The sequence below is a fragment of the Streptomyces armeniacus genome (genome assembly GCF_003355155.1).
Classification (GTDB): Bacteria; Actinomycetota; Actinomycetes; order Streptomycetales; family Streptomycetaceae; genus Streptomyces; species Streptomyces armeniacus.
In genome coordinates this window covers 5,547,507-5,567,393 of record NZ_CP031320.1, presented here as the reverse complement: position 1 = coordinate 5,567,393, position 19,887 = coordinate 5,547,507, and the positions used below count along the sequence as shown (strand labels likewise).

The 19,887-nt window shown below is 70.5% G+C and carries 14 protein-coding genes; 10 read left to right on the top strand and 4 right to left on the bottom strand.

What is annotated here, in order from left to right; genetic code table 11:
• Positions 1-130: 130 nt before the first annotated feature.
• Complete coding sequence (gene rpsF, locus DVA86_RS24245; protein WP_121517896.1) at positions 131-421, bottom strand: 30S ribosomal protein S6; 291 nt, start codon at positions 419-421, stop codon at positions 131-133.
• A 241-nt stretch (positions 422-662) separates the two neighbouring features.
• On the opposite strand from rpsF, the gene DVA86_RS24240 reads away from it, so the two are divergent.
• From DVA86_RS24240 to DVA86_RS24230, 3 genes are all read left to right on the top strand, one after another.
• Positions 663-995 (top strand): hypothetical protein, encoded by a 333-nt coding sequence (locus tag DVA86_RS24240; protein ID WP_208881416.1) that lies wholly within the window; start codon positions 663-665, stop codon positions 993-995.
• A gap of 99 nt (positions 996-1,094) precedes the next feature.
• Entirely contained in the window at positions 1,095-2,216 is a 1,122-nt protein-coding gene (locus tag DVA86_RS24235; protein WP_208881414.1) for a lipid II:glycine glycyltransferase FemX, read from the top strand.
• Positions 2,217-2,369: 153 nt separating this feature from the next.
• Positions 2,370-3,401: an alanine racemase gene (locus DVA86_RS24230; protein ID WP_208881412.1), complete on the top strand. Its 1,032-nt coding sequence runs from the start codon at positions 2,370-2,372 to the stop codon at positions 3,399-3,401.
• A 150-nt stretch (positions 3,402-3,551) separates the two neighbouring features.
• Here the strand turns inward: DVA86_RS24230 and DVA86_RS24225 are convergent, their stop codons facing one another.
• Together DVA86_RS24225 and DVA86_RS24220 are read right to left on the bottom strand one after the other, a co-directional pair.
• On the bottom strand, positions 3,552-4,634 hold the full coding sequence (locus DVA86_RS24225) for an inositol-3-phosphate synthase (RefSeq protein ID WP_208881411.1): 1,083 nt from the start codon (positions 4,632-4,634) through the stop codon (positions 3,552-3,554).
• 44 nt (positions 4,635-4,678) lie between these two features.
• Positions 4,679-5,344, bottom strand: coding sequence for a PadR family transcriptional regulator (locus DVA86_RS24220; protein WP_208881409.1), 666 nt, complete (start codon positions 5,342-5,344; stop codon positions 4,679-4,681).
• Between the two features lie 440 nt (positions 5,345-5,784).
• Here DVA86_RS24220 and DVA86_RS24215 point away from each other — a divergent pair, with 440 nt between their 5' ends.
• From DVA86_RS24215 to DVA86_RS24200, 4 genes are all read left to right on the top strand, one after another.
• Complete coding sequence (locus DVA86_RS24215) at positions 5,785-8,481, top strand: transglycosylase domain-containing protein (protein ID WP_208881407.1); 2,697 nt, start codon at positions 5,785-5,787, stop codon at positions 8,479-8,481.
• Positions 8,482-8,616: 135 nt separating this feature from the next.
• Positions 8,617-10,155 carry a glycosyltransferase family 87 protein gene (locus tag DVA86_RS24210; RefSeq protein ID WP_208881406.1) on the top strand — a complete coding sequence of 513 codons (1,539 nt, stop codon included), beginning with the start codon at positions 8,617-8,619 and terminating at the stop codon, positions 10,153-10,155.
• Positions 10,156-10,279: 124 nt separating this feature from the next.
• The gene (locus tag DVA86_RS24205; protein ID WP_208881404.1) at positions 10,280-11,599 is read left to right on the top strand and encodes an MFS transporter; all 1,320 of its coding nucleotides are present in this window, start codon (positions 10,280-10,282) and stop codon (positions 11,597-11,599) included.
• A gap of 126 nt (positions 11,600-11,725) precedes the next feature.
• Entirely contained in the window at positions 11,726-12,205 is a 480-nt protein-coding gene (locus tag DVA86_RS24200; RefSeq protein ID WP_208881402.1) for an LppU/SCO3897 family protein, read from the top strand.
• Positions 12,206-12,245: 40 nt separating this feature from the next.
• Here DVA86_RS24200 and DVA86_RS24195 read toward each other — a convergent pair whose 3' ends face one another.
• Complete coding sequence (locus DVA86_RS24195; protein WP_208881401.1) at positions 12,246-13,799, bottom strand: CCA tRNA nucleotidyltransferase; 1,554 nt, start codon at positions 13,797-13,799, stop codon at positions 12,246-12,248.
• 180 nt (positions 13,800-13,979) lie between these two features.
• Here DVA86_RS24195 and DVA86_RS24190 point away from each other — a divergent pair, with 180 nt between their 5' ends.
• The 3 genes from DVA86_RS24190 (at position 13,980) to DVA86_RS24180 (ending at position 19,674) form a co-directional block, all read left to right on the top strand.
• Positions 13,980-16,502 (top strand): DUF6049 family protein, encoded by a 2,523-nt coding sequence (locus tag DVA86_RS24190; RefSeq protein ID WP_222623357.1) that lies wholly within the window; start codon positions 13,980-13,982, stop codon positions 16,500-16,502.
• Between the two features lie 38 nt (positions 16,503-16,540).
• Positions 16,541-19,132: a murein biosynthesis integral membrane protein MurJ gene (murJ, locus tag DVA86_RS24185; RefSeq protein ID WP_208881398.1), complete on the top strand. Its 2,592-nt coding sequence runs from the start codon at positions 16,541-16,543 to the stop codon at positions 19,130-19,132.
• 161 nt (positions 19,133-19,293) lie between these two features.
• Entirely contained in the window at positions 19,294-19,674 is a 381-nt protein-coding gene (locus DVA86_RS24180; protein WP_208881396.1) for a hypothetical protein, read from the top strand.
• Positions 19,675-19,887 lie beyond the last annotated feature (213 nt).

Sequence of the window (19,887 nt, the reverse complement as noted above, 5' to 3'; positions counted from 1 at the left end):
CGCGGTACGTGTGCTGTCTGTGCCGCGTGCGCCGGGTGCGCTGCGTGTCGCGTCGGCTGCGAGTGTTCGCGCCGGCCGCGGCTGCGTGCTGCTCGGATTTCCGAGTGCCGACCGGACCGTCAGGTGCCGGTCAGTGCATCTCGGGACGGAGGACCTTGGTCCGGAGGACCGACTCGTTCAGGTTCATCTGACGGTCGAGCTCCTTGACGACCGCGGGCTCGGCCTGCAGGTCGATGACCGAGTAGATACCCTCGGGCTTCTTCTTGATCTCGTAGGAGAGACGACGACGGCCCCAGGTGTCGACCTTCTCCACCTTGCCGTTGCCCTCGCGGACGACGGAAAGGAAGGACTCGATCAGCGGGGAGACTGCTCGCTCCTCGAGATCGGGGTCGAGGATGACCATCACCTCGTAGTGACGCATGTGGAAACCCACCTCCTCTGGACTCAGCGGCCACGGTCGTTCCGTGGCAGGAGGGTCGTGATGCGTTGTCCGCACCCGGTGCGCCGCCGGCATGGCCGGGGCAGAGGGTGCAGACCGCAAAGGGTACCCGCACCGTGCCTCGCGGTTGAAATCCGGCTGTGTATGCCCGCAATCTAGAGGTATCGGGTGTGAGCGGCGTCATATTCCTCCGCCGCTCTTTTCCGGCCTACGGAGGTGCCCCATGGCACAGGCAGCACGTCATCAGCACAGCCTCCTGTCCTTCCTCAACACCGACGGCAAGGCGCATCCGGTGGAGAACACGCTCGCCGCGGTGACGGCCCTGCTGGGCGTGGTCGCGTTCGCCGCGGGCCTGGTCACCCAGCGGGACGGCGCGGATCTGCATCTCCTCGCGTCGTGGGCGGGGCTGGCGGGCGTGCTCACGGGCGGCTGGGGCCAGTTCATCTCGGCCACGACCGGCGAACGGTTCGTGCTGATCCTCGGGCTGGGTGCCGCGGCCATCGGGCTGTTCCTCGGCATGGCCTACGGCGGTCTGTTCGGCGGGCTGCTGGGCTGACGGGCCGAACGGGGCGCCGGAGCGGGCAGTAGGCTTCCGGGCGAGCCTTTCCCCAGCAGCATGACTGGGGTTCCGCCCGTCGCCGGAGGAGCGTCCCCTATGAGTCTGTCCTTGAGGACCATCAGCCGCGAGCAGCATCTGGCGTACATCCAGAGCCTGCCCTCGGCCAGTCACTGTCAGGTTCCGGCGTGGGCGGACGTCAAGAACGAGTGGCGGTCGGAGAACCTGGGCTGGTTCGACGACCGCGACGGGCAGCTGGTGGGTGTCGGCCTGGTGCTGTACCGCCAACTGCCCAAGGTGAAGCGGTATCTGGCGTATCTGCCCGAGGGCCCGGTGATCAACTGGCATGCGCCGAACCTGGAGGACTGGCTCAAGCCGATGCTGGCGCATCTGAAGGCGAAGGGCGCGTTCTCGGTCAAGATGGGCCCGCCCGTGGTGATCCGGCGCTGGGACGCGGCCGCGATCAAGCGGGGCATCCAGGACCCGGACGTGAAGCGGCTGCGCGATGTCGAGGCGACGGAGATCGTGCCGCGCGCGTTCGAGGTGGCGGACCGGCTGCGGAAGATGGGCTGGCAGCAGGGTGAGGACGGCGGCGCGGGCTTCGGCGACGTGCAGCCGCGGTACGTGTTCCAGGTGCCGCTGGAGGGGCGGACGCTGGAGGAGGTCCACAAGGGCTTCAACCAGCTGTGGCGGCGCAACATCAAGAAGGCCGACAAGGCGGGCGTCGAGGTCGTCCAGGGCGGCTACGAGGATCTGGCCGAGTGGCAGGCGCTGTACGAAGTCACCGCGCAGCGCGACCACTTCCGGCCCCGCCCGCTGGCGTACTTCCAGCGGATGTGGACGACGCTGAACGGCGAGGACCCGAAGCGGATGCGGCTGTACTTCGCGCGCCACGAGGGTGAGGCGGTGGCGGCGGCGACGATGCTCGTCGTCGGGGGGCACGTCTGGTACTCGTACGGCGCGTCCGCGAACCACAAGCGCGAGGTCCGGCCGTCGAACGCGATGCAGTGGCGGATGCTGCAGGATGCGTACGCGCTGGGTGCGAGCGTGTACGACCTGCGCGGCATCAGTGACTCGCTGGACGAGTCGGACCACCTCTTCGGGCTGATCCAGTTCAAGGTGGGCACGGGCGGGCAGGCTGCGGAGTACCTCGGCGAATGGGACTTCCCCCTCAACAAGCTGCTGCACAAGGCGCTGGACATGTACATGAACCGGCGCTGAGCCCGTTCCGTACGCCTTCCCGCACCCCAGTACGTACGCTCTCCGTATCGCTCCGTACGCTCTCCGTACCGCCTCTTACCCCTCTCGGTACGCCCGACCGGCCGCCCCCCTCCTTCCCCTTTCCCTTTTGAGCAGAAAGGCATCCGACCCGTCATGGCGCTCACCCTCTATGTCGACACCGATCGCTGGCGGGCGCACCAGCAGTCGGTGATCCAGCAGTTCCCCGGCATCGTCCCGGTCTGCAAGGGCAACGGCTACGGCTTCGGCCACGAGCGGCTCTCGGACGAGGTCACACGCTTCGGCTCGGACGTGATGGCCGTCGGGACGACCTACGAGGCCGCCCGTACAAAGGACTTCTTCGGCGGCGACCTGCTCGTGCTCACCCCGTACCGGCGGGACGAGGAACCGGTGCCGCTGCCGGACCGGGTGATCCGGTCGGTGTCCTCGGTGGAGGGCGTGGGCCTGATGCGCGGGGCCCGCGTCGTGATCGAGGTCATGAGCAGCATGAAGCGGCACGGCGTCACGGAGGCGGACCTGGGGCGGCTGCACGCCGCCATAGACGAGGTGCGCCTGGAGGGCTTCGCGATCCACCTGCCGCTGGACCGTACGGACGGCACGGACGCGGTGGACGAGGTCATCGGCTGGATGGACCGGCTGCGGACGGCGCGGCTGCCGCTGGACACGATGTTCGTGAGCCATCTGAAGCCGGACGAGTTCGCGCGGCTGCAGCAGCAGTTCCCGCAGACGAACTTCCGCGCGCGGATCGGCACCCACCTGTGGCTGGGCGATCACGCGGCCACGGAGTACCGCGGTTCGGTGCTGGACGTGACGCGGGTCGGCAAGGGCGACCGGTTCGGGTACCGGCAGCAGAAGACGGCCGGCGAGGGCTGGCTCGTCGTGGTGGCGGGCGGCACGTCGCACGGGGTCGGGCTGGAGGCGCCGAAGGCGCTGCACGGGATGACCTCGCGCGCGAAGGGCGTCGCGCGGGCCGGGCTGGCGACGGTCAACCGGAACCTGTCGCCGTTCGTGTGGGGCGGCAAGCAGCGCTGGTTCGCGGAGCCGCCGCACATGCAGGTGTCGATCCTGTTCGTGCCGGACGACGCGCCGGAGCCGAAGGTGGGCGAGGAGCTGGTGGCGCACCTGCGGCACACGACGACGATGGTGGACCGTACGGTCGACCGCTGAGCGGGCGCCGTACGCGGTCCCCGTAGGCGGGCGCCCGTACGCACGCCGCAGGCGGCACCCCGCAGGCCGCGTGCCGTGCGGCGCGTGCCGTACGTGCCCGACGCGCGGCGGCCCCGGGTGCTCGTCCGGGGCCACCGCCGCGTCGACGGCCTACTTCTCCGCCTTGCCCTGGATGAACAGCTCGACGTTCTGCCGGGCCTCGTCGTCGAAGTACTGCACGGGCGGGGACTTCATGAAGTACGAGGACGCCGAGAGCACGGGGCCGCCGACGCCCCGGTCCTTGGCGATCTTCGCGGCGCGGAGCGCGTCGATGATGACGCCCGCCGAGTTCGGCGAGTCCCAGACCTCCAGCTTGTACTCGAGGTTGAGCGGCACGTCGCCGAACGCGCGCCCCTCCAGGCGGACATACGCCCACTTGCGGTCGTCGAGCCAGGCGACGTAGTCGGACGGGCCGATGTGGACGTTGTCCGCGCCCATGTCCCGGTCGGGGATCTGGGAGGTGACGGCCTGCGTCTTGGAGATCTTCTTGGACTCCAGGCGCTCCCGCTCCAGCATGTTCTTGAAGTCCATGTTGCCGCCGACGTTCAGCTGCATCGTGCGGTCCAGGACGACCCCGCGGTCCTCGAACAGCTTGGCCATCACACGGTGCGTGATGGTGGCGCCCACCTGTGACTTGATGTCGTCGCCGACGATCGGGACGCCCGCCTCGGTGAACTTGTCGGCCCACTCCTTGGTGCCGGCGATGAAGACGGGCAGCGCGTTGACGAAGGCGACCTTGGCGTCGATGGCGACCTGCGCGTAGTACTCGACGGCCGTCTGCGAGCCGACGGGCAGATAGCACACCAGGACGTCGGCGCCGCTGTCCTTGAGCGCGCGGACCATGTCGACCGGCTCCTCGGCCGACTCCTCGATGGTCTCGCGGTAGTACTTGCCGAGGCCGTCGTTGGTGTGGCCGCGCTGGACCTGGACGCCCGTGCGGGGCACATCGCAGATCTTGATGGTGTTGTTCTCGCTCGCGCCGATGGCGTCGGCCAGATCGAGGCCGACCTTCTTGGCGTCCACGTCGAAGGCGGCGACGAACTCGATGTCGCGCACGTGGTATTCGCCGAACTGGACGTGCATGAGGCCCGGGACCTTGCTGTCCGGGTCGGCGTCCTTGTAGTACTCGACGCCCTGTACCAGCGAGGCGGCGCAGTTGCCCACGCCGACAATGGCTACGCGAACCGAACCCATTCCGGTTGCTCCCTGTGTGCTAGATGAGCCCGCCGAATGCGGGCTCAGTTGGTGTCATCGGACGGATCCGGCGGGGTGCCTTCCCGGTGCCGGGGCTGCCCGCCCGTCTCTTCTGGCCTGCGCTCTTCCGGCGCTTCGGGGCGCCGGTCGCGCCCTGCCCGCTCGCTCTCGATCAGCTCGTTGAGCCAGCGGACCTCGCGCTCCACGGACTCCATGCCGTGGCGCTGCAGTTCGAGGGTGTAGTCGTCCAGCCGCTCGCGGGTGCGCGCCAGGGAGGCCCGCATCTTCGCGAGCCGCTCCTCGAGCCGGCTGCGGCGGCCTTCCAGCACCCGCACCCGTACGTCCCGCGAGGTCTGGCCGAAGAACGCGAAACGGATGCCGAAGTGCTCGTCCTCCCACGCGTCGGGGCCGGTCTGGGCGAGGAGCTCCTCGAAGTGCTCCTTGCCCTCGGCCGTCAGCCTGTAGACGATCTTCGCCCGGCGTCCGGAGAGCGGTGCCGCGAGGGGATCCTCGGGCGGATTTCCGGATTCCTCGATCAACCAGCCCTGCTGGACAAGCGTCTTGAGGCACGGATAGAGGGAGCCGTAGCTGAACGCCCGGAAGACGCCCAGCGAGGTGTTGAGCCGCTTGCGCAACTCGTACCCGTGCATCGGGGACTCGCGGAGCAGGCCGAGGACGGCGAACTCGAGGATGCCGGAACGTCTGCTCATTGCCCGGTCCTCACCTCCCGCGTGCCGAGTGCCGTACGACCCCGTACCGGTGTACCGGGTGGCGTGTACCGAGCGGTATAGCGGGCCGATGTACCGGCCTGATGTATCGCCGCGATACATCTCGACGATAGGACGAAGCAGTCGCCGACGACAAGAGGGGGCCGGGGCGGATGGGGGTGAAGGGACTCACATTGGCCATTCGTCGAGGCGGGTTGCGCCGGATGAGGCGAATGTTCGTTAAGGAGTGTTTTGGAGCTGCGTAGTCTGTCCGCTGTGCAGACCACCAACCGGGAACCGTGCGGCGCAATCAAGCGTCCTCGTCCTGGGTGCAGTGCGCCTCGAAGCGGTTGTGCGACGGGGTGTGCTCGGGGGGACCAAGATGTCAACTGCCGCCTTCAGGCGTGTGTCTGTACCGCCTGCCCGAGGAGTAGCTGTTTCCAATGAGCGAGCACCGTCGAAAGCAGCCGCCTGGCCGCGGCCGGCGAGCGGCACAGCAGCCGCCGCAGTCCGGCCGGCGGGCGGCACCGCCGCGTGACGCCACCACCAGCTCGTACGGGGCGCAGGGGGCCGGCCGTCCGCCGGGCGGGCGCGCCGAGTCACGCCGGGCGGCCACGCCGCAGGGGGCGGGGGGCGGCAGACGGCGGGCGGCGAACGCGTCGGCGGCCGGCGCGGCCGGTGCCGCCGCCGCGGGCGGGCGCGCGGCGGCCCGCGGGCGCGCGCGTGTGCAACCGCGCGCCAAGAAGCGCTTCATCGACTACCCGCGCTCGGACCGCGACGGCCTCCGCCGCTGGGTGCCCTCCTGGAAGCAGGTGCTGGGCACGTTCGTCGGGTTCGTCGGGCTGCTGATGGGCCTGGCGGGCATCGCGTACGCAATGGTCGAGGTGCCGAAGCCGCAGGACGTCGCCACGTCCCAGAAGAACGTCTACTACTGGTCGAACGGCGACCGCATGGTCACCGCGGGCGGCGGTGACCAGAACCGGCAGATCGTCGAGCTCTCCCAGATCGCCAAGTCCATGCAGCACGCGGTGATCGCCGCCGAGAACGAGTCGTTCTACAAGGACAAGGGCGTCGACCCGGTCGGCATCGGCCGCGCGCTGTTCAAGATGGCGACCGGCGGCGACACCCAGTCCGGCTCCACCATCACCCAGCAGTACGTGAAGAACACGTATCTGGACCAGTCCCAGACCCTGACCCGCAAGGCGAAGGAACTGCTGATCTCCATAAAGGTGGGCGCCGAGAAGGAGAAGGACGACATCCTGGCGGGCTACCTCAACACCGCCTACTACGGGCGCGGCGCGTACGGCATCCAGGCCGCGGCGCAGGCGTACTACAAGAAGGACGCCGTCGACCTCACCACGAGCGAGAGCGCCTTCCTCGCGGCCGTCCTGAACGGCGCGAACCTCTACGACCCGCACGGCGGCGAGGGCGGCGGCGCGGCCCAGACCCCGAAGAAGAACAAGCAGCGTGCCGAGGCCCGTTGGAAGTGGATCCTCGACCGCGAGGTCGAGACCGGCCGGCTGGACAAGGCGAAGCGGGACGCCATCACGACGTTCCCGATGCCGAGGCCGCCCGAGCAGGCCACCAACCTCAAGGGCCAGATCGGCTATCTGGTCGAGCTCGCCAAGCGCGACATCACCAACAACCCCGACAGCGGCATCACGGACCAGAAGCTGAAACAAGGCGGCTTCGAGATCCACACCACCTTCGACAAGAAGAAGACTCTGGCGCTCGAGAAAACCGTCCAGAAGGTGAAGAAGAAGAACTTCGACCCGGACAAACGCGAGCGCGACAAACACGTCCAGTTCGGCGGGGCCTCGGTGAAACCGGGCGACGGCGCGATCGTCGCCGTCTACGGCGGCGCCGACGCCGTCACGCACTACACCAACAACGCCGACTACACCGGCGCTTCGGTCGGTTCCACCTTCAAGCCCTACGTGATGGCCGCCGCCCTGCGCGACGGCGTACGGGATCCGGACGGCCCGGAGGAACAAGGGCCGGACCAGCGGACGCTGGTCTCCCCCAGAAGCGTCTACAACGGCGACAACAAGGTGAAACTCCTCGACTACAACGGCGACACCTGGCTCAACAAGGACAACGAGGAGTGGCACCAGAAGAACGACGGTGACGACAGCTACGGCGACATCACCCTCAACGAGGCCATGGAGGTCTCGGCCAACACCCCGTTCATCCAGCTGGGCATGGACGTCGGGCTGAAGGAAGTGAAGCAGTCCGCTCTGGACGCGGGAGTCAACGAGGAGAGCCTGTCGGCGCTCACCCCGGCGTTCTCGCTGGGCACTTCGGCGCCGAGCGCGATCCGTATGGCCACCGGCTACGCCACGTTCGCGCAGAGCGGTGAGAAGGCCGAGCCGTACTCCGTCAAGGAGGTCAAGGAGAAGGGCGCGACCCGCTACAAGCACGAGAAGAAGACCGAGCGGTCCTTCGACTCGAATGTCGCGGACAACATCACCAGCATGCTGGAGAACGTCGTCCAGGGCGACAAGGGCACCGGCAGCACCGCCAAGGCGCTGAACCGCCCGGTCGCGGGCAAGACCGGTACCACCGACGACAACAAGCACGCGTGGTTCACCGGCTACACCAAGCAGCTGTCCACCTCGATCGGCATGTGGCGGATGGACGACCAGTCCGACAAGCCCGAGTTCCTCTCGATGAACGGCACCGCGGGACTGGAGCAGATCCACGGCGCCTCGTTCCCCGCCGAGGTGTGGACGGACTACATGATGAAGGCGATGAAGGGCCAGCCGAAGCTGCCCTTCCCGGAGCCGGGGCCCATCGGCGAGAAGGTGTGCAGCCACAGCACCTGCCCGTCGCCGTCGCCGACGCCCTCGGAGACCGAGGAGACGGAGTCGCCTTCGCCGTCGCCGACCAAGTCCTCGCCGTCGCCGAGTCCGACCGACTCGACGCCGAACCCGTCGCCGAGCGACACCTGCCGGTGGGGCCAGCCCGACTGCGACGACCAGGGGACGACCAACGGCCCCGGTGACGGCGGTGTCGACGGTGGCGCCGACGACGGCGGCGCCACGGACGGAGGCGCCGACAACGGCGGCCCGGGTGATCCGGGCGGCGGAGACGACGGCGGCGGCCTCTTCGGCGGGACGAACGGCGCCCGCAGAGAGTGACGCCGCGGGGCGCGCGGCCCGTACCGCACGTACATCACGTACGGCACGGGCCGCGCGCCCCGCACACGGGAGCGTACGGAGCCCCCGTCGGGTCTGGCTGGACCCGGCGGGGGCTCCGTGCGGCAGGATGTGCGCATGACGAGCGCGCACCACCAGCAGCAGCCCCCGGCACGTGAGGCCCCGCGGCAGCGGGTGCCGCTGGGGCGGCAGAGGGTGCGGCCCACCGAGCAGGACGAGGTGGCCGCCGCCGGCAGCGAGCTGATCGGCGGGCCCGCGGGGCGGCGGGCGGCCGGGCCGGGGTGGTGGACGCCGGTACGGGTGACCGTGCTCGTCACGCTGGGCACCTTCGTGCTGGGCATGCTGCAGAAGCTGCCCTGCTACAACGGCGCCTGGTTCTTCGGCCAGACCAGCCAATACGCACACGCGTGCTATTCCGATATCCCGCACCTCTACAAGGGGCGCGGCTTCGCGGACAGCCTCGTCCCGTACTTCCAGAGCATCCCGGAGGAGACCTCCGGCGGCATGGAGTACCTCGAATACCCGGTCCTGACCGGGCTGTTCATGAAGGTCGCGGCCTTCATGACACCCGGTGGCGAGGACCTCGTACACCGCGAGCAGATCTACTGGATGGTCAACGCGGGCATGCTGATGGTCTGCGCCGTCGTGATCACCGTCTGCGTCAGCCGTACGCACCGACTGCGCCCGTGGGACGCGCTGCTGGTCGCGATGGCACCCGCCTTCGCCCTCACCGCCACCATCAACTGGGACCTGCTGGCTGTGGCCCTCACCGCCGCCGCCATGCTCATGTGGGCACGCAGCCGGCCGCTCGCGGCGGGCGTCCTGATCGGACTGGCCACCGCCGCCAAGCTCTATCCGCTGCTGATGCTCGGCCCGCTCCTGCTGCTGTGCTGGCGCGCGGGACGGTGGCGAGAGTTCGGCTCGGCGGTCAGCGGCGCCGCGTTCTCCTGGGCCGCCGTGAACCTGCCGGTGATGCTGCTGGCGTGGGACGGCTGGAAGAAGTTCTACACCTTCAGCCAGGAACGCCCCGTCGACTTCGGCTCGTTCTGGCTGATCATCTCGCAGCGCACCGGCAACCAGCTGGAGGACGTCAACACGTACGCCACGCTGCTGATGCTACTGGGCTGCGCGGCGATCGCGGCCCTGACCCTGTACGCGCCCAGGCGGCCGCGCTTGCCGCAGCTGGTGTTCCTGGTGATCGCGCTGTTCATCCTCACCAACAAGGTCTACTCGCCGCAGTACGTGCTGTGGCTCATCCCGCTGGCCGTCCTGGCCCGGCCCAAGTGGCGCGACTTCCTGATCTGGCAGGCGTGCGAGGTCATCTACTTCCTCGGCATCTGGCTGTACCTCGCGTACACCGGCAGCGGCGACAAGCACCACGGACTGCCGCCCGAGGGCTACCAGTTCGTGATCCTGCTGCACCTGCTCGGCACGCTCTACCTGTGCGCCGTGATCGTCCGCGACATCCTGATGCCGGAACGGGACGTGGTCCGCCGGGACGGCTCCGACGACCCGGCGGGCGGCGTCCTGGACCGGGCGCCGGACCGCTTCGCGCTGACCCGGCACGTACGGCACGCACAGTCCGCCGCCCCGCGCAGCCACGCGGCGGACCTCGAGGGCGGCTACGTGCGGTGGGGAAGCCCGTCCACGGGCTGAGCGGGCAGAGCCGTCCGCCGCGGCTGCCTCTCCTGGGGGGCGACCCCCGGGCCCCCGGCCGTCCGAACCTGTCGTGGCCGATGTTTCACGTGAAACGACGGCCGAGTGTGTGAGGGTTGAGCGCATGCCACTCGTCGGTGATCTCCGCACTCTGCTGCGCTTTCCCGGGTTCCGGCGGCTGCTCGCCGTGCGTCTGCTGTCCCAACTCGCCGACGGCGTCTACCAGGTGGCGCTCGCCGCCCATGTGGTGTTCTCGCCCGAGGAGGAGACCTCCCCCGCCGCCATCGCCTCCGCGATGGCGGTTCTGCTGTTGCCGTACTCGCTCCTCGGCCCCTTCGCCGGGGTGCTCCTCGACCGCTGGCGGCGGCGGCAAGTGCTGCTGTTCGGCAACCTGTTGCGGTCCGTCATGGCGCTCAGCACCGCGGCGCTGATCCTCGGGGCCGTACCGGACTGGCTGTTCTACCTCTCCGCCCTCTCCGTGACCGCGGTCAACCGCTTCATCCTCGCGGGACTGTCCGCGAGCCTCCCACGGGTCGTCGACGACGAACGGCTCGTGATGGCCAACTCGCTCTCCCCCACGGCCGGTACGGTCGCCGCCGCGGCCGGCGGTGGCGTCGCCTTCGCCGTACGGCTGCTCGCCCCCGGCGGAGGCAGGTCCTCCGACGCGCTCGTGGTGACCGTCGCGGCCACCGTCTACCTCCTCGCTGGACTCGCGTCCCTCCGTATGCACCGCGATGTGCTGGGCCCCGAACCGACCCGCGTGCAGCCGCACTTCGTGGCGGCCGTCGCGAGCACGGCGCGCGGCCTCGTCGACGGGCTGCGGCACGTCGCGGAGCGCCGTACGGCGGCCCGTACGCTCGCCGCGATGGCGCTGATGCGCTTCTGCTACGGGGCGCTGACGGTGATGGTGCTGATGCTGTGCCGGTACGCGTGGGCGGACGGCGCCGGTCCCGGCGGTGCGGGCGACGCCACCGGCCCGGCCGCCGACGACGGCCTGAAGTGGCTCGGGGTCGCGGTCGCCGTCTCCGCGGTGGGCTTCCTCACCGCCGCGATCGTCACGCCGTGGGCCGTCGAACGGGCGGGGCAGCTCGGCTGGATCGCGGTCTGCGCGGGGTCGGCGGCCGTACTGGAGCCCGCGCTCGGGCTGCCGTTCGCCCCGGTGCCGATGATGGCCGCGGCGTTCGTGCTGGGCCTGGTCACCCAGGGGGCGAAGATCACGACGGACACGGCGGTGCAGTCGTCGGTGGACGACGCCTTCCGCGGCCGGGTGTTCGCGCTCTACGACATGCTCTTCAACGTGGCCTTCGTCGGCGCGGCCGGAGTCGCCTCGCTGATGCTCCCGCCCGACGGGCGCTCGACGGCCCTCGTAGTAAGTGTGGCCGGAATCTATCTTGCCGTGGCCGTCGCTATGGCCCGATTTCGGCAGTCTTCGCCCGTGGCCTGAGTGTCACAACTGTCACATCGATGCCACAGGTTGCTCCAGCGTCCTGATTCGGCCTGTCCTTATCGATAACTTACCTGGGTTACCTCGCACACCGTGCGATTCATCACCCATCAGAGGAACACCCCGATGACGACTCCGCCTCCCCAGGGACAGAACCCTTACGGCCAGCAGCCGGGCCAGCCCTACCCCGGGCAGCCGCAGCAGCCCTACGGCCAGCAGCCCCAGCAGCCGCAGTACGGTCAGCAGCCCGGTGGCGTGCCCATGGCCCCGCCGCCCGCACCGCAGCGCGGCGGCGCCGGCAAGGCCAAGAAGATACTCATCAGCATCGCCGGTGTCATCGCGCTCGTGGCGGCCGGCGCCGCCTGGTACTCGGGTCAGGACGACGCGGACCAGGCGGCCAAGGGCGACTGCGTCATCAACCGCGGCTCGGACATCTCGCCCGAGGTCGAGGTCGTGGACTGCTCGTCGTCGGACGCCGAGTACAAGGTCGCCGAGAAGCACGACGGCGAGGGCGAGTGCGACCGTGAGAAGTACGCCCAGTACTCCGAGACCAAGGGCAGCGACGTCCTGTTCACGCTCTGCCTCGAGCCGCACAAGAGCAGCTGAGCCCCACACAGCCGCCCGTACCGTTGTCCGCCCCCGGCGGTCAGTCCCGCTGCGCCGCCCACCACTCCTTGAGGGCGTCCACCGCCGCGTCCCGCCCCAGCGGTCCGTGTTCCAGCCGCAGCTCCAGCAGGTGCTGGTACGCCTTGCCGACCTCCGGTCCCGGCCCGACGGCCAGCACCTCCATGATCTCGTTGCCGTTCAGATCGGGCCGGATCGCGTCCAGCTCCTCCTGCTCCTGCAGCCGCGCGATGCGCTCCTCCAGACCGTCGTACGCCCGCGAGAGCGCCGCGGCCTTCCGCTTGTTCCGCGTCGTGCAGTCCGAACGCGTCAGCTTGTGCAGCCGCCCGAGCAGCGGCCCCGCGTCCCGTACGTATCTGCGCACCGCCGAGTCGGTCCACTCGCCGGTGCCGTAGCCGTGGAACCGCAGATGGAGTTCGACCAGCCGGGAGACGTCCTTGACCAGTTCGTTGGAGTACTTGAGCGCGGTCATCCGCTTTCTGGTCAGCTTCGCGCCCACCACTTCGTGGTGGTGGAAGGAGACCCGCCCGTCGGACTCGAAGCGGCGCGTCTTCGGCTTGCCGATGTCGTGCAGCAGCGCCGCGAGCCGCAGCGTGAGGTCGGGGCCCTCGTCCTCCAGGTCCATGGCCTGTTCCAGCACGATCAGCGAGTGCTCGTAGACGTCCTTGTGCCGGTGGTGCTCGTCCCGCTCCAGGCGCAGCGCCGGGATCTCCGGCACCGTGCGCTCCGCGAGCCCGGTGTCCACCAGCAGCCGCAGGCCCTTGCGCGGATGGGGCGACAGGATCAGCTTGTTGAACTCGTCGCGCACCCGCTCCGCCGACACGATGTCGATCCGCTCCGACATGGCCGTCATCGCGGCCACCACGTCGTCCGCCACCTCGAAGTCCAGCTGCGCGGCGAAACGCGCCGCCCGCATCATCCGCAGCGGATCGTCCGAGAACGAGTCCTCGGGCGTCCCCGGCGTACGCAGCACCCGCCGCGCCAGGTCCTCCAGGCCGCCGTACGGGTCCACGAACGTCTTCGCGGGGAGCGCGACGGCCATGGCGTTCACCGTGAAGTCCCGGCGGACGAGGTCCTCTTCGATCGAGTCGCCGTAGGACACTTCCGGTTTGCGCGACATGCGGTCGTACGCCTCGGAACGGTACGTGGTGATCTCGATGTCGAAGCGCTGCCGCCCCCCGCCGTCCGCCGGCCCGAACTTCTTGCAGCCGACCGTGCCGAAGGCGATCCCGACGTCCCACACCGCGTCCGCCCACGGCCGCACCAGCGCGAGGACGTCCTCGGGGCGGGCGTCGGTGGTGAAGTCCAGGTCGTTGCCGAGCCGCCCCAGCAGCGCGTCCCGTACGGAGCCGCCGACCAGCGCCAGGGTGTGCCCGGCCCGCTCGAAGCGGCGGGCGAGGTCGTCGGCGACGGGGGACACCCGCAGCAGTTCGCTCACGGCGCGGCGCTGCGCCCCGTTCAGCTCCTGGGCCGCGGCCTGAGGCTGCTCCGGCGGCTCCTGGCGTGGGCGCTGTGGCCGCGGGGGCTGCTGGGGCCGCTGCTCTGTCTGCTGGCTGTCTTCGTTGGCGTTCGGCACAGCAGAACAGGGTACGTTGACCTTTCCGCAGCCGTGCCGGGCGTCCCCCGGCTGATCATGGGGCGTGGTGGGCAGCCCCGGCACGCAGCACCCCCGGCGATCGTTACCATCAGGGGTTCAGGACCACCACACACCCACGACGGAACGACGGGACGGACAAGCGTGGCCGAGGCGGCTGAGATGCAAGGCACCCCGACCGCTCCCGTCCGCAGCAGGCTGCGGCGCGCGGCGGCAGCCGCGCTCGTCACCATGCCGCTGCTGTGCGCCGTTCTCCCGGCCCCCGCCGCGGCCGCCGCCCCTTCCGCCGACCGGCCGCAGGCGGGCCCTCAGACGGCGGCCCAGGGGTCGGCACAGGCGTCGCAGGCGTACGCGCGGGCACACGCGCACGCGCAGCCACAGGCGAAGGCCGGCGCGCGGACCGGTTCCACGACGAACGCGCCGTCCGGGAAGAACGCGCCCAGCGGCTCCCGTACGACCGACATCTCCGTCGACCGGCTCACCCCCTCGGTGCCGAGCAAGGGCGACACCCTCACCGTCACCGGCACCGTCACCAACAAGAGCAGCCGGACCGTCAGCAGCGGCCACGTCGCGCTCCGCCTCGGCCCCGCCATGAACAGCCGCAGCGCGATCGACCAGGCCGCCCAGCGCAAGGGGTACCTCCCCGGCGCGGACGGTACGGAGATCGACGACTCCCGCGTGAAGATCGCCGCCCTGCCGCCCGGCGTCACGCGCAACTTCAGCATGAAGGTGCCGGTCGGTGACCTCGGCCTGGGCCAGAGCGGCGTGTACCAGCTGGGCGTCTCCCTGACGGCGCAGACGAAGGCGCAGCCGTACGACCAGGTGCTGGGCATGGAACGGAGCTTCCTGCCGTGGCAGACGTCGGGGTCGTCGCCGAAGACCAAGCTGACGTACCTGTGGCCGCTGGTCTCCTCCTCCCACCTCACCGCCCGCACGGAGTCCGACGAGCAGCAGACCTCGGTCTTCCGCAACGACGACCTGGCCAAGGAGATCGCCCCCGGCGGCCGACTGCAGCAGATGGTCGAGCTCGGCGCGGACCTCCCGGTGTCCTGGGTGGTCGACCCGGACCTGCTGGCGAGCGTCGACGCCATGACCAAGCCGTACGAGGTCAGCACCGAGGACGGCGGCACCGAGCCGGGCAAGGGACAGGCCGCTGCCAAGGAGTGGCTCAAGAGCCTCCAGGAGGCCGTGCGCGGCCAGAAGATCGTCGCGCTGCCGTTCGCCGACCCGGACCTGGCGTCCCTCGCGCACCGCGGCCGTGCCGTGCCGGGCGCGCTCAGCCGGCTGCGGCCCGCGACCGAGCTGGCGGCGCGCACCGTCGAGACAGTCCTGCACACCAAGCCCAGTACGGACTTCGCCTGGCCCTACGAGGGCGCGCTCGACTCGTCCGTGGTCGAGGTCGCCACCTCCGGGGGCGCGCACAACGTCATCGCGCGCAGCGACAGCTTCCGCGAGACCGGCGGCATCCCGTACACCCCGACCGCCGCCCGGCCCATCGGCGGCGGCACCACCGCGGTGGTCGCGGACCACCGCCTGTCGACAGCGTTCGAGGCGGACCTGACGCGGGCCGGGGCGTCGACGCTGGCGGTGCAGCAGTTCCTCTCCGAGACGCTGTCGGTCGCGCAGCAGGTGCCCAACCGGCAGCGCAGCATCGTCGTGGCCCCGCAGCGCACGCCGACCGTGTCCCAGGCGCGGGCGATGGCGCAGGCGCTCAGCGCGCTCTCCGACGGCGGCGGCTGGACCCGGGCCGCCGGCCTCGCCGACGCGGCGAAGGCCAAGCCGGACCCGGCGGCCCGACGTTCGGTGCCGGGCGGCGGCGCGTACCCGGACTCGCTGCGCAAGCAGGAGCTGCCCACGAAGGCGTTCGAGCAGATCCAGCGCACGCAGAGCATGCTGAACGACTTCAGCGAGATCCTCTCCCGCAAGGACCGCGTGGTGCCCCCCTTCGGGAACGCGATAGACCGTGAGGTGTCCAACTCGTGGCGCGGCGAGCGTGCGGACGCCGAGCGCTTCCGCACCTCCGTGCAGGACTATCTCGTCGGGCTGACCCGCAAGGTGCAGCTGATCCACAAGTCGGACCTGACGCTGTCCGGGCGCAGCGCGACGATCCCCGTCACCGTCCAGAACAACCTGCTCCAGGACGTCAACGGGCTCAGGCTGCGGCTCACCTCCAGCCGCGCCCTCGGTCTGGAGGTCGGCGAGGACCAGCCGGTGGTCGTCGCCGGCGGGCACAGCCAGTCCGTCAAGTTCGACACCACCGCCAAGGCCAACGGCCGGGCGACCGTGACCGCGCAGCTGTACACCAAGGAGGGCAAGCCGTACGGGCCGCCGATGACGTTCCAGGTGAAGGTCACCTCCATCACCTCGACGGTGCTGCTGGTCATCGCGGGCGGCGTGCTGCTGGTGGTGCTGGCCGGCATCCGGATGTACACGCAGCGCAAGCGGCGGGGTTCGGACGCGGCCGGCGCGGGCACCCCGGGCGGCGGCGGGGACGAGAGCGACGCCGGGGCCGCTGCCGAGGCGCCGGCGGACGACGCGGTGACGGACGACACGGTGGCGGATCCGAACGACCCCTCGGGCACGTCACAACAGCACAGAGCGGCCGAGCAGCCGGGTGAGCGGGGCGCGGACACCGCGGCGGAAAGCAGCGGCCCGCAGGACACGGGTGAGAAAGTGGACCGTTGAGTCAGCTGGCCGAGCAGGGGCAGGGGTAGGTAGCAATAATGAACGCGCCGTACGACGGTGACCGTGGTGGCGGGCCCCAGCCGCCGGACGACCCGTATGCGCAGAACCCCTACGGCGAGGACCCGTACGCACAGGACCCTTACCAGCAGGACCCGTACCGGCAGGACGACCCCCGCAGCGGATACGCGCAGGACCCGTACGCACAGGATCCCCACGGCCAGCAGGATCCGTACGGCCAGTACCCGCAGGGCCGGCACCCCCAGGGCCGGCCCCCGTACGCGCAGGACCCGTACGCGCAGCAGCCCCCGCCCCCGGACGCGTACGGCCAGGATCCCTACGCCCAAGACCCGTACGCACAGGACCCGTACGTGCAGGACGCCTACGCCCAGGACGCGTACAAGCGCGATCCCTACCTCGGCGGCCCCTCCCCGCACGGCCCGGCCCACGACGGCCGCTACGACGGCGCCGCGCACCCGCCGCCCCCCGCCGGCCCGCAGGACCCGCGCGCGCAGCAGTACCAGCCGCCCCCGCCGGGCCCGTACGGCCCCGATCCGCGCCACTGGGCGCCCGCGCCGGCGCCGCAGTCCGAGGGCTTCTCGCAGTACATGCCGTACGGGGACGACCCGGCGACCGTCCAGTTCACCGGCCTCGACGACCTGCTGACGCAGGCCCCCCGCATGCCGCGGAGACCCCGCGAGCCGCGTGACCCCCGGACCGGCCACGGCCAGGGATACGGCGCCGAGGGGTACGGCCACGGCGCCGGCCAGGCTCCGCCCCAGGCACCGGGGCAGGGCCAGGGCGGCGCCCCGTACGTGGGCCCGGCGGGCGTCAAGCCCAACCCGGAGGACGCGTTCGCGCACCTCTTCCGCGACCAGTACCCGGCGCGTACGCAGCCGCACGGCGCTGACGGCGGCGCGACCGGTGCGCCGCCCGCCCCCGGAAGGCCGCCGGGCGCCGGGGAGGGGCCGGCGCAGGCGCCGCAGCAGACGGGCGGCAAGGCCGCCGGGCTGCTGCGCTCCAGCGCGATCATGGCGGCGGGCACCATGGTGTCCCGGCTCACCGGGTTCGTACGCTCCGCGCTGATCCTTGTCGCGCTCGGCGCGACGACCCTGGGCGACACGTACCAGCTGGCCATCACGTTGCCCACGATGATCTACATCCTCACCGTCGGCGGCGGCCTCAACTCCGTCTTCGTGCCGCAGCTCGTGCGCGCGATGAAGGAGGACGAGGACGGCGGCGAGGCGTACGCCAACCGGCTGCTGACCCTGGTCGCCGTCATCCTCGGGCTGCTCGCCGTGGCCGCCGTGGTCGCGGCGCCGGCGCTGGTCCAGCTGATGTCGGTGAAGATCGCGAACGACCGGCAGGCGAACGAGATCGCCGTCACCTTCGTCCGCTACTGCCTGCCGTCCATCTTCTTCATGGGCATCCACGTCGTCATGGGCCAGATCCTCAACGCCCGCGGCCGCTTCGGCGCGATGATGTGGACGCCGGTCCTGAACAACGTCGTCATCATCTTCACCATCGCCCTCTTCCTCTGGGTGTACGGCACCGCCAGCCACTCCGCGCTCGACGTCGAGACCATTCCGCCCGAGGGTGTACGGCTGCTGGGCGCGGGCACGCTGCTCGGCCTGGTCACGCAGTCGCTGGCGATGATCCCGTACCTGCGTGCGGCCGGGTTCCGGATCAGACCGCGCTTCGACTGGCGCGGGCACGGCCTCGGCAAGGCCGCGAAGCTCGCCAAGTGGACCGTGCTGTTCGTCCTCGCCAACCAGGCGGGCGTCCTGGTCGTCACCCAGCTGTCCACCTGGGCCGGCGCCGTCGCCTCCGAGAACGGGCACCCCGGCACCAACTACATCGCGTACTCGAACGCGCAGCTCATCTGGACCATGCCGCACGCCATCATCACCGTCTCCGTGATGGCCGCCCTGCTGCCCCGGCTGTCCCGCGCGGCCAGCGACGGCGACACCGGCGCCGTACGCGACGACATCTCGCAGGGCCTGCGCAACTCCGCCGTCGCCATCGTGCCGATCGCCTTCGGCTTCATCGCGCTGGGCATCCCGATGTGCACGTTCATCTTCGGCTCCGCGGGCGCCGACGGCGCGCGGTCCATCGGCTACATGCTGATGGCGTTCGGCCTCGGCCTGATCCCGTACTCGGTGCAGTACATCGTGCTGCGCGCCTTCTACGCGTACGAGGACACCCGCACGCCCTTCTACAACACGGTCATCGTCGCCGCCGTCAACGCCGCCGCCTCCGGGCTGTGCTTCGTGCTGCTGCCCGCGCGGTGGGCGGTCGTCGGAATGGCGGCGTCGTACGGCCTCGCGTACATCATCGGCGTACGCATCGCCTGGCGGCGGCTGAGCGCCCGGCTCGGCGGGGACCTCGACGGCGCGCGCATCGTCCGCACCTTCGCGCGGCTGTGCGGCGCGAGCATCCCGGCGGCGCTGGCGTCGGGCGGCGCCGCGTACGCCGTGACGGGGGCGCTCGGCAGCGGATTCCTCGGTTCGGTGTGCTCGCTGCTCGCCGGAGGACTGACACTGGCGGTTGTTTTCGTGCTGGCTGGGAAGCGGATGCGCATCGAGGAAATGAACGCGATGGTCGGCATGGTCCGCGGCAGGCTCGGCAGGTGATGCTGCGGATGACCGGCCGGCGACCGCGACGCAGGAAGGCTGGGCGCGAACACAACCATCCGCCACCACCGTGTGTCGTGCATAACGGCGGACTGTAGGCACAATTGTTTCTGGCTGTTTCTGAGAATCGGCCGCAATGGAATGGGGAGGCAGGAACGACGGTGGCGGAACGGAGCACAGCTGCCGTCGACGTGGCCAGCACGAGCGGCGAGCACAAGCCGCAGTCCGGCGAGACGGACGAAGCCACGACCGACGGTGCGACCGAAGGGCACAACGGCAGGCACGGCACCGAGCGGGCGGCGGACGGGAAAGCCAGGGGGGACACGGCAGCCGACGGCGCCGCGGGCGGGGAAGCGGAAGCGGACGGCGCCGCGGAGACCGGCCAGGAAGCAGCACGGGACGGCGCGGAAGCCCCGGACACGGACGGCACCGCGGACACCGCAGCCACCCCGGGCAGTCCCGATACGGAGGCCGCCGGCACCGCACCTGACACACCCGCACCGGCCCCCACACCCGCCCCCGCGGATGACTTAGGAGACTGAGTGCGTGTGATCTTGGTCGTCGTTTGTGACAGAGACGGGGACCACCGAGATCTCCACCGAGGCCGTCGTCGGCAGCGTCAGGTGGGTATAAGAGCCAGACGGGGGAACAGGGAAACGGGGGATCGCACGGGGGAACATCCGGCCCCGCGGCCGGACGCTGAACTCAGCGCCTGCCGCGGGGCTTTCGGCTGCCCGAGCCCGAACAGCTCCCCG

What these genes read in the sequence shown, in the direction of transcription:
- DVA86_RS24240 (WP_208881416.1), top strand. Translation starts at nt 663, where the DNA reads ATGGCACAGGCAGCACGTCATCAGCACAGCCTCCTGTCCTTCCTCAAC.
- DVA86_RS24220 (WP_208881409.1), bottom strand. Translation starts at nt 5,344, where the DNA reads ATGAGCAGACGTTCCGGCATCCTCGAGTTCGCCGTCCTCGGCCTGCTC.
- DVA86_RS24210 (WP_208881406.1), top strand. Translation starts at nt 8,617, where the DNA reads ATGACGAGCGCGCACCACCAGCAGCAGCCCCCGGCACGTGAGGCCCCG.
- murJ (WP_208881398.1), top strand. Translation starts at nt 16,541, where the DNA reads ATGAACGCGCCGTACGACGGTGACCGTGGTGGCGGGCCCCAGCCGCCG.
- DVA86_RS24205 (WP_208881404.1), top strand. Translation starts at nt 10,280, where the DNA reads ATGCCACTCGTCGGTGATCTCCGCACTCTGCTGCGCTTTCCCGGGTTC.
- DVA86_RS24230 (WP_208881412.1), top strand. Translation starts at nt 2,370, where the DNA reads ATGGCGCTCACCCTCTATGTCGACACCGATCGCTGGCGGGCGCACCAG.
- DVA86_RS24215 (WP_208881407.1), top strand. Translation starts at nt 5,785, where the DNA reads ATGAGCGAGCACCGTCGAAAGCAGCCGCCTGGCCGCGGCCGGCGAGCG.
- rpsF (WP_121517896.1), bottom strand. Translation starts at nt 421, where the DNA reads ATGCGTCACTACGAGGTGATGGTCATCCTCGACCCCGATCTCGAGGAG.
- DVA86_RS24225 (WP_208881411.1), bottom strand. Translation starts at nt 4,634, where the DNA reads ATGGGTTCGGTTCGCGTAGCCATTGTCGGCGTGGGCAACTGCGCCGCC.
- DVA86_RS24200 (WP_208881402.1), top strand. Translation starts at nt 11,726, where the DNA reads ATGACGACTCCGCCTCCCCAGGGACAGAACCCTTACGGCCAGCAGCCG.
- DVA86_RS24190 (WP_222623357.1), top strand. Translation starts at nt 13,980, where the DNA reads ATGCAAGGCACCCCGACCGCTCCCGTCCGCAGCAGGCTGCGGCGCGCG.
- DVA86_RS24235 (WP_208881414.1), top strand. Translation starts at nt 1,095, where the DNA reads ATGAGTCTGTCCTTGAGGACCATCAGCCGCGAGCAGCATCTGGCGTAC.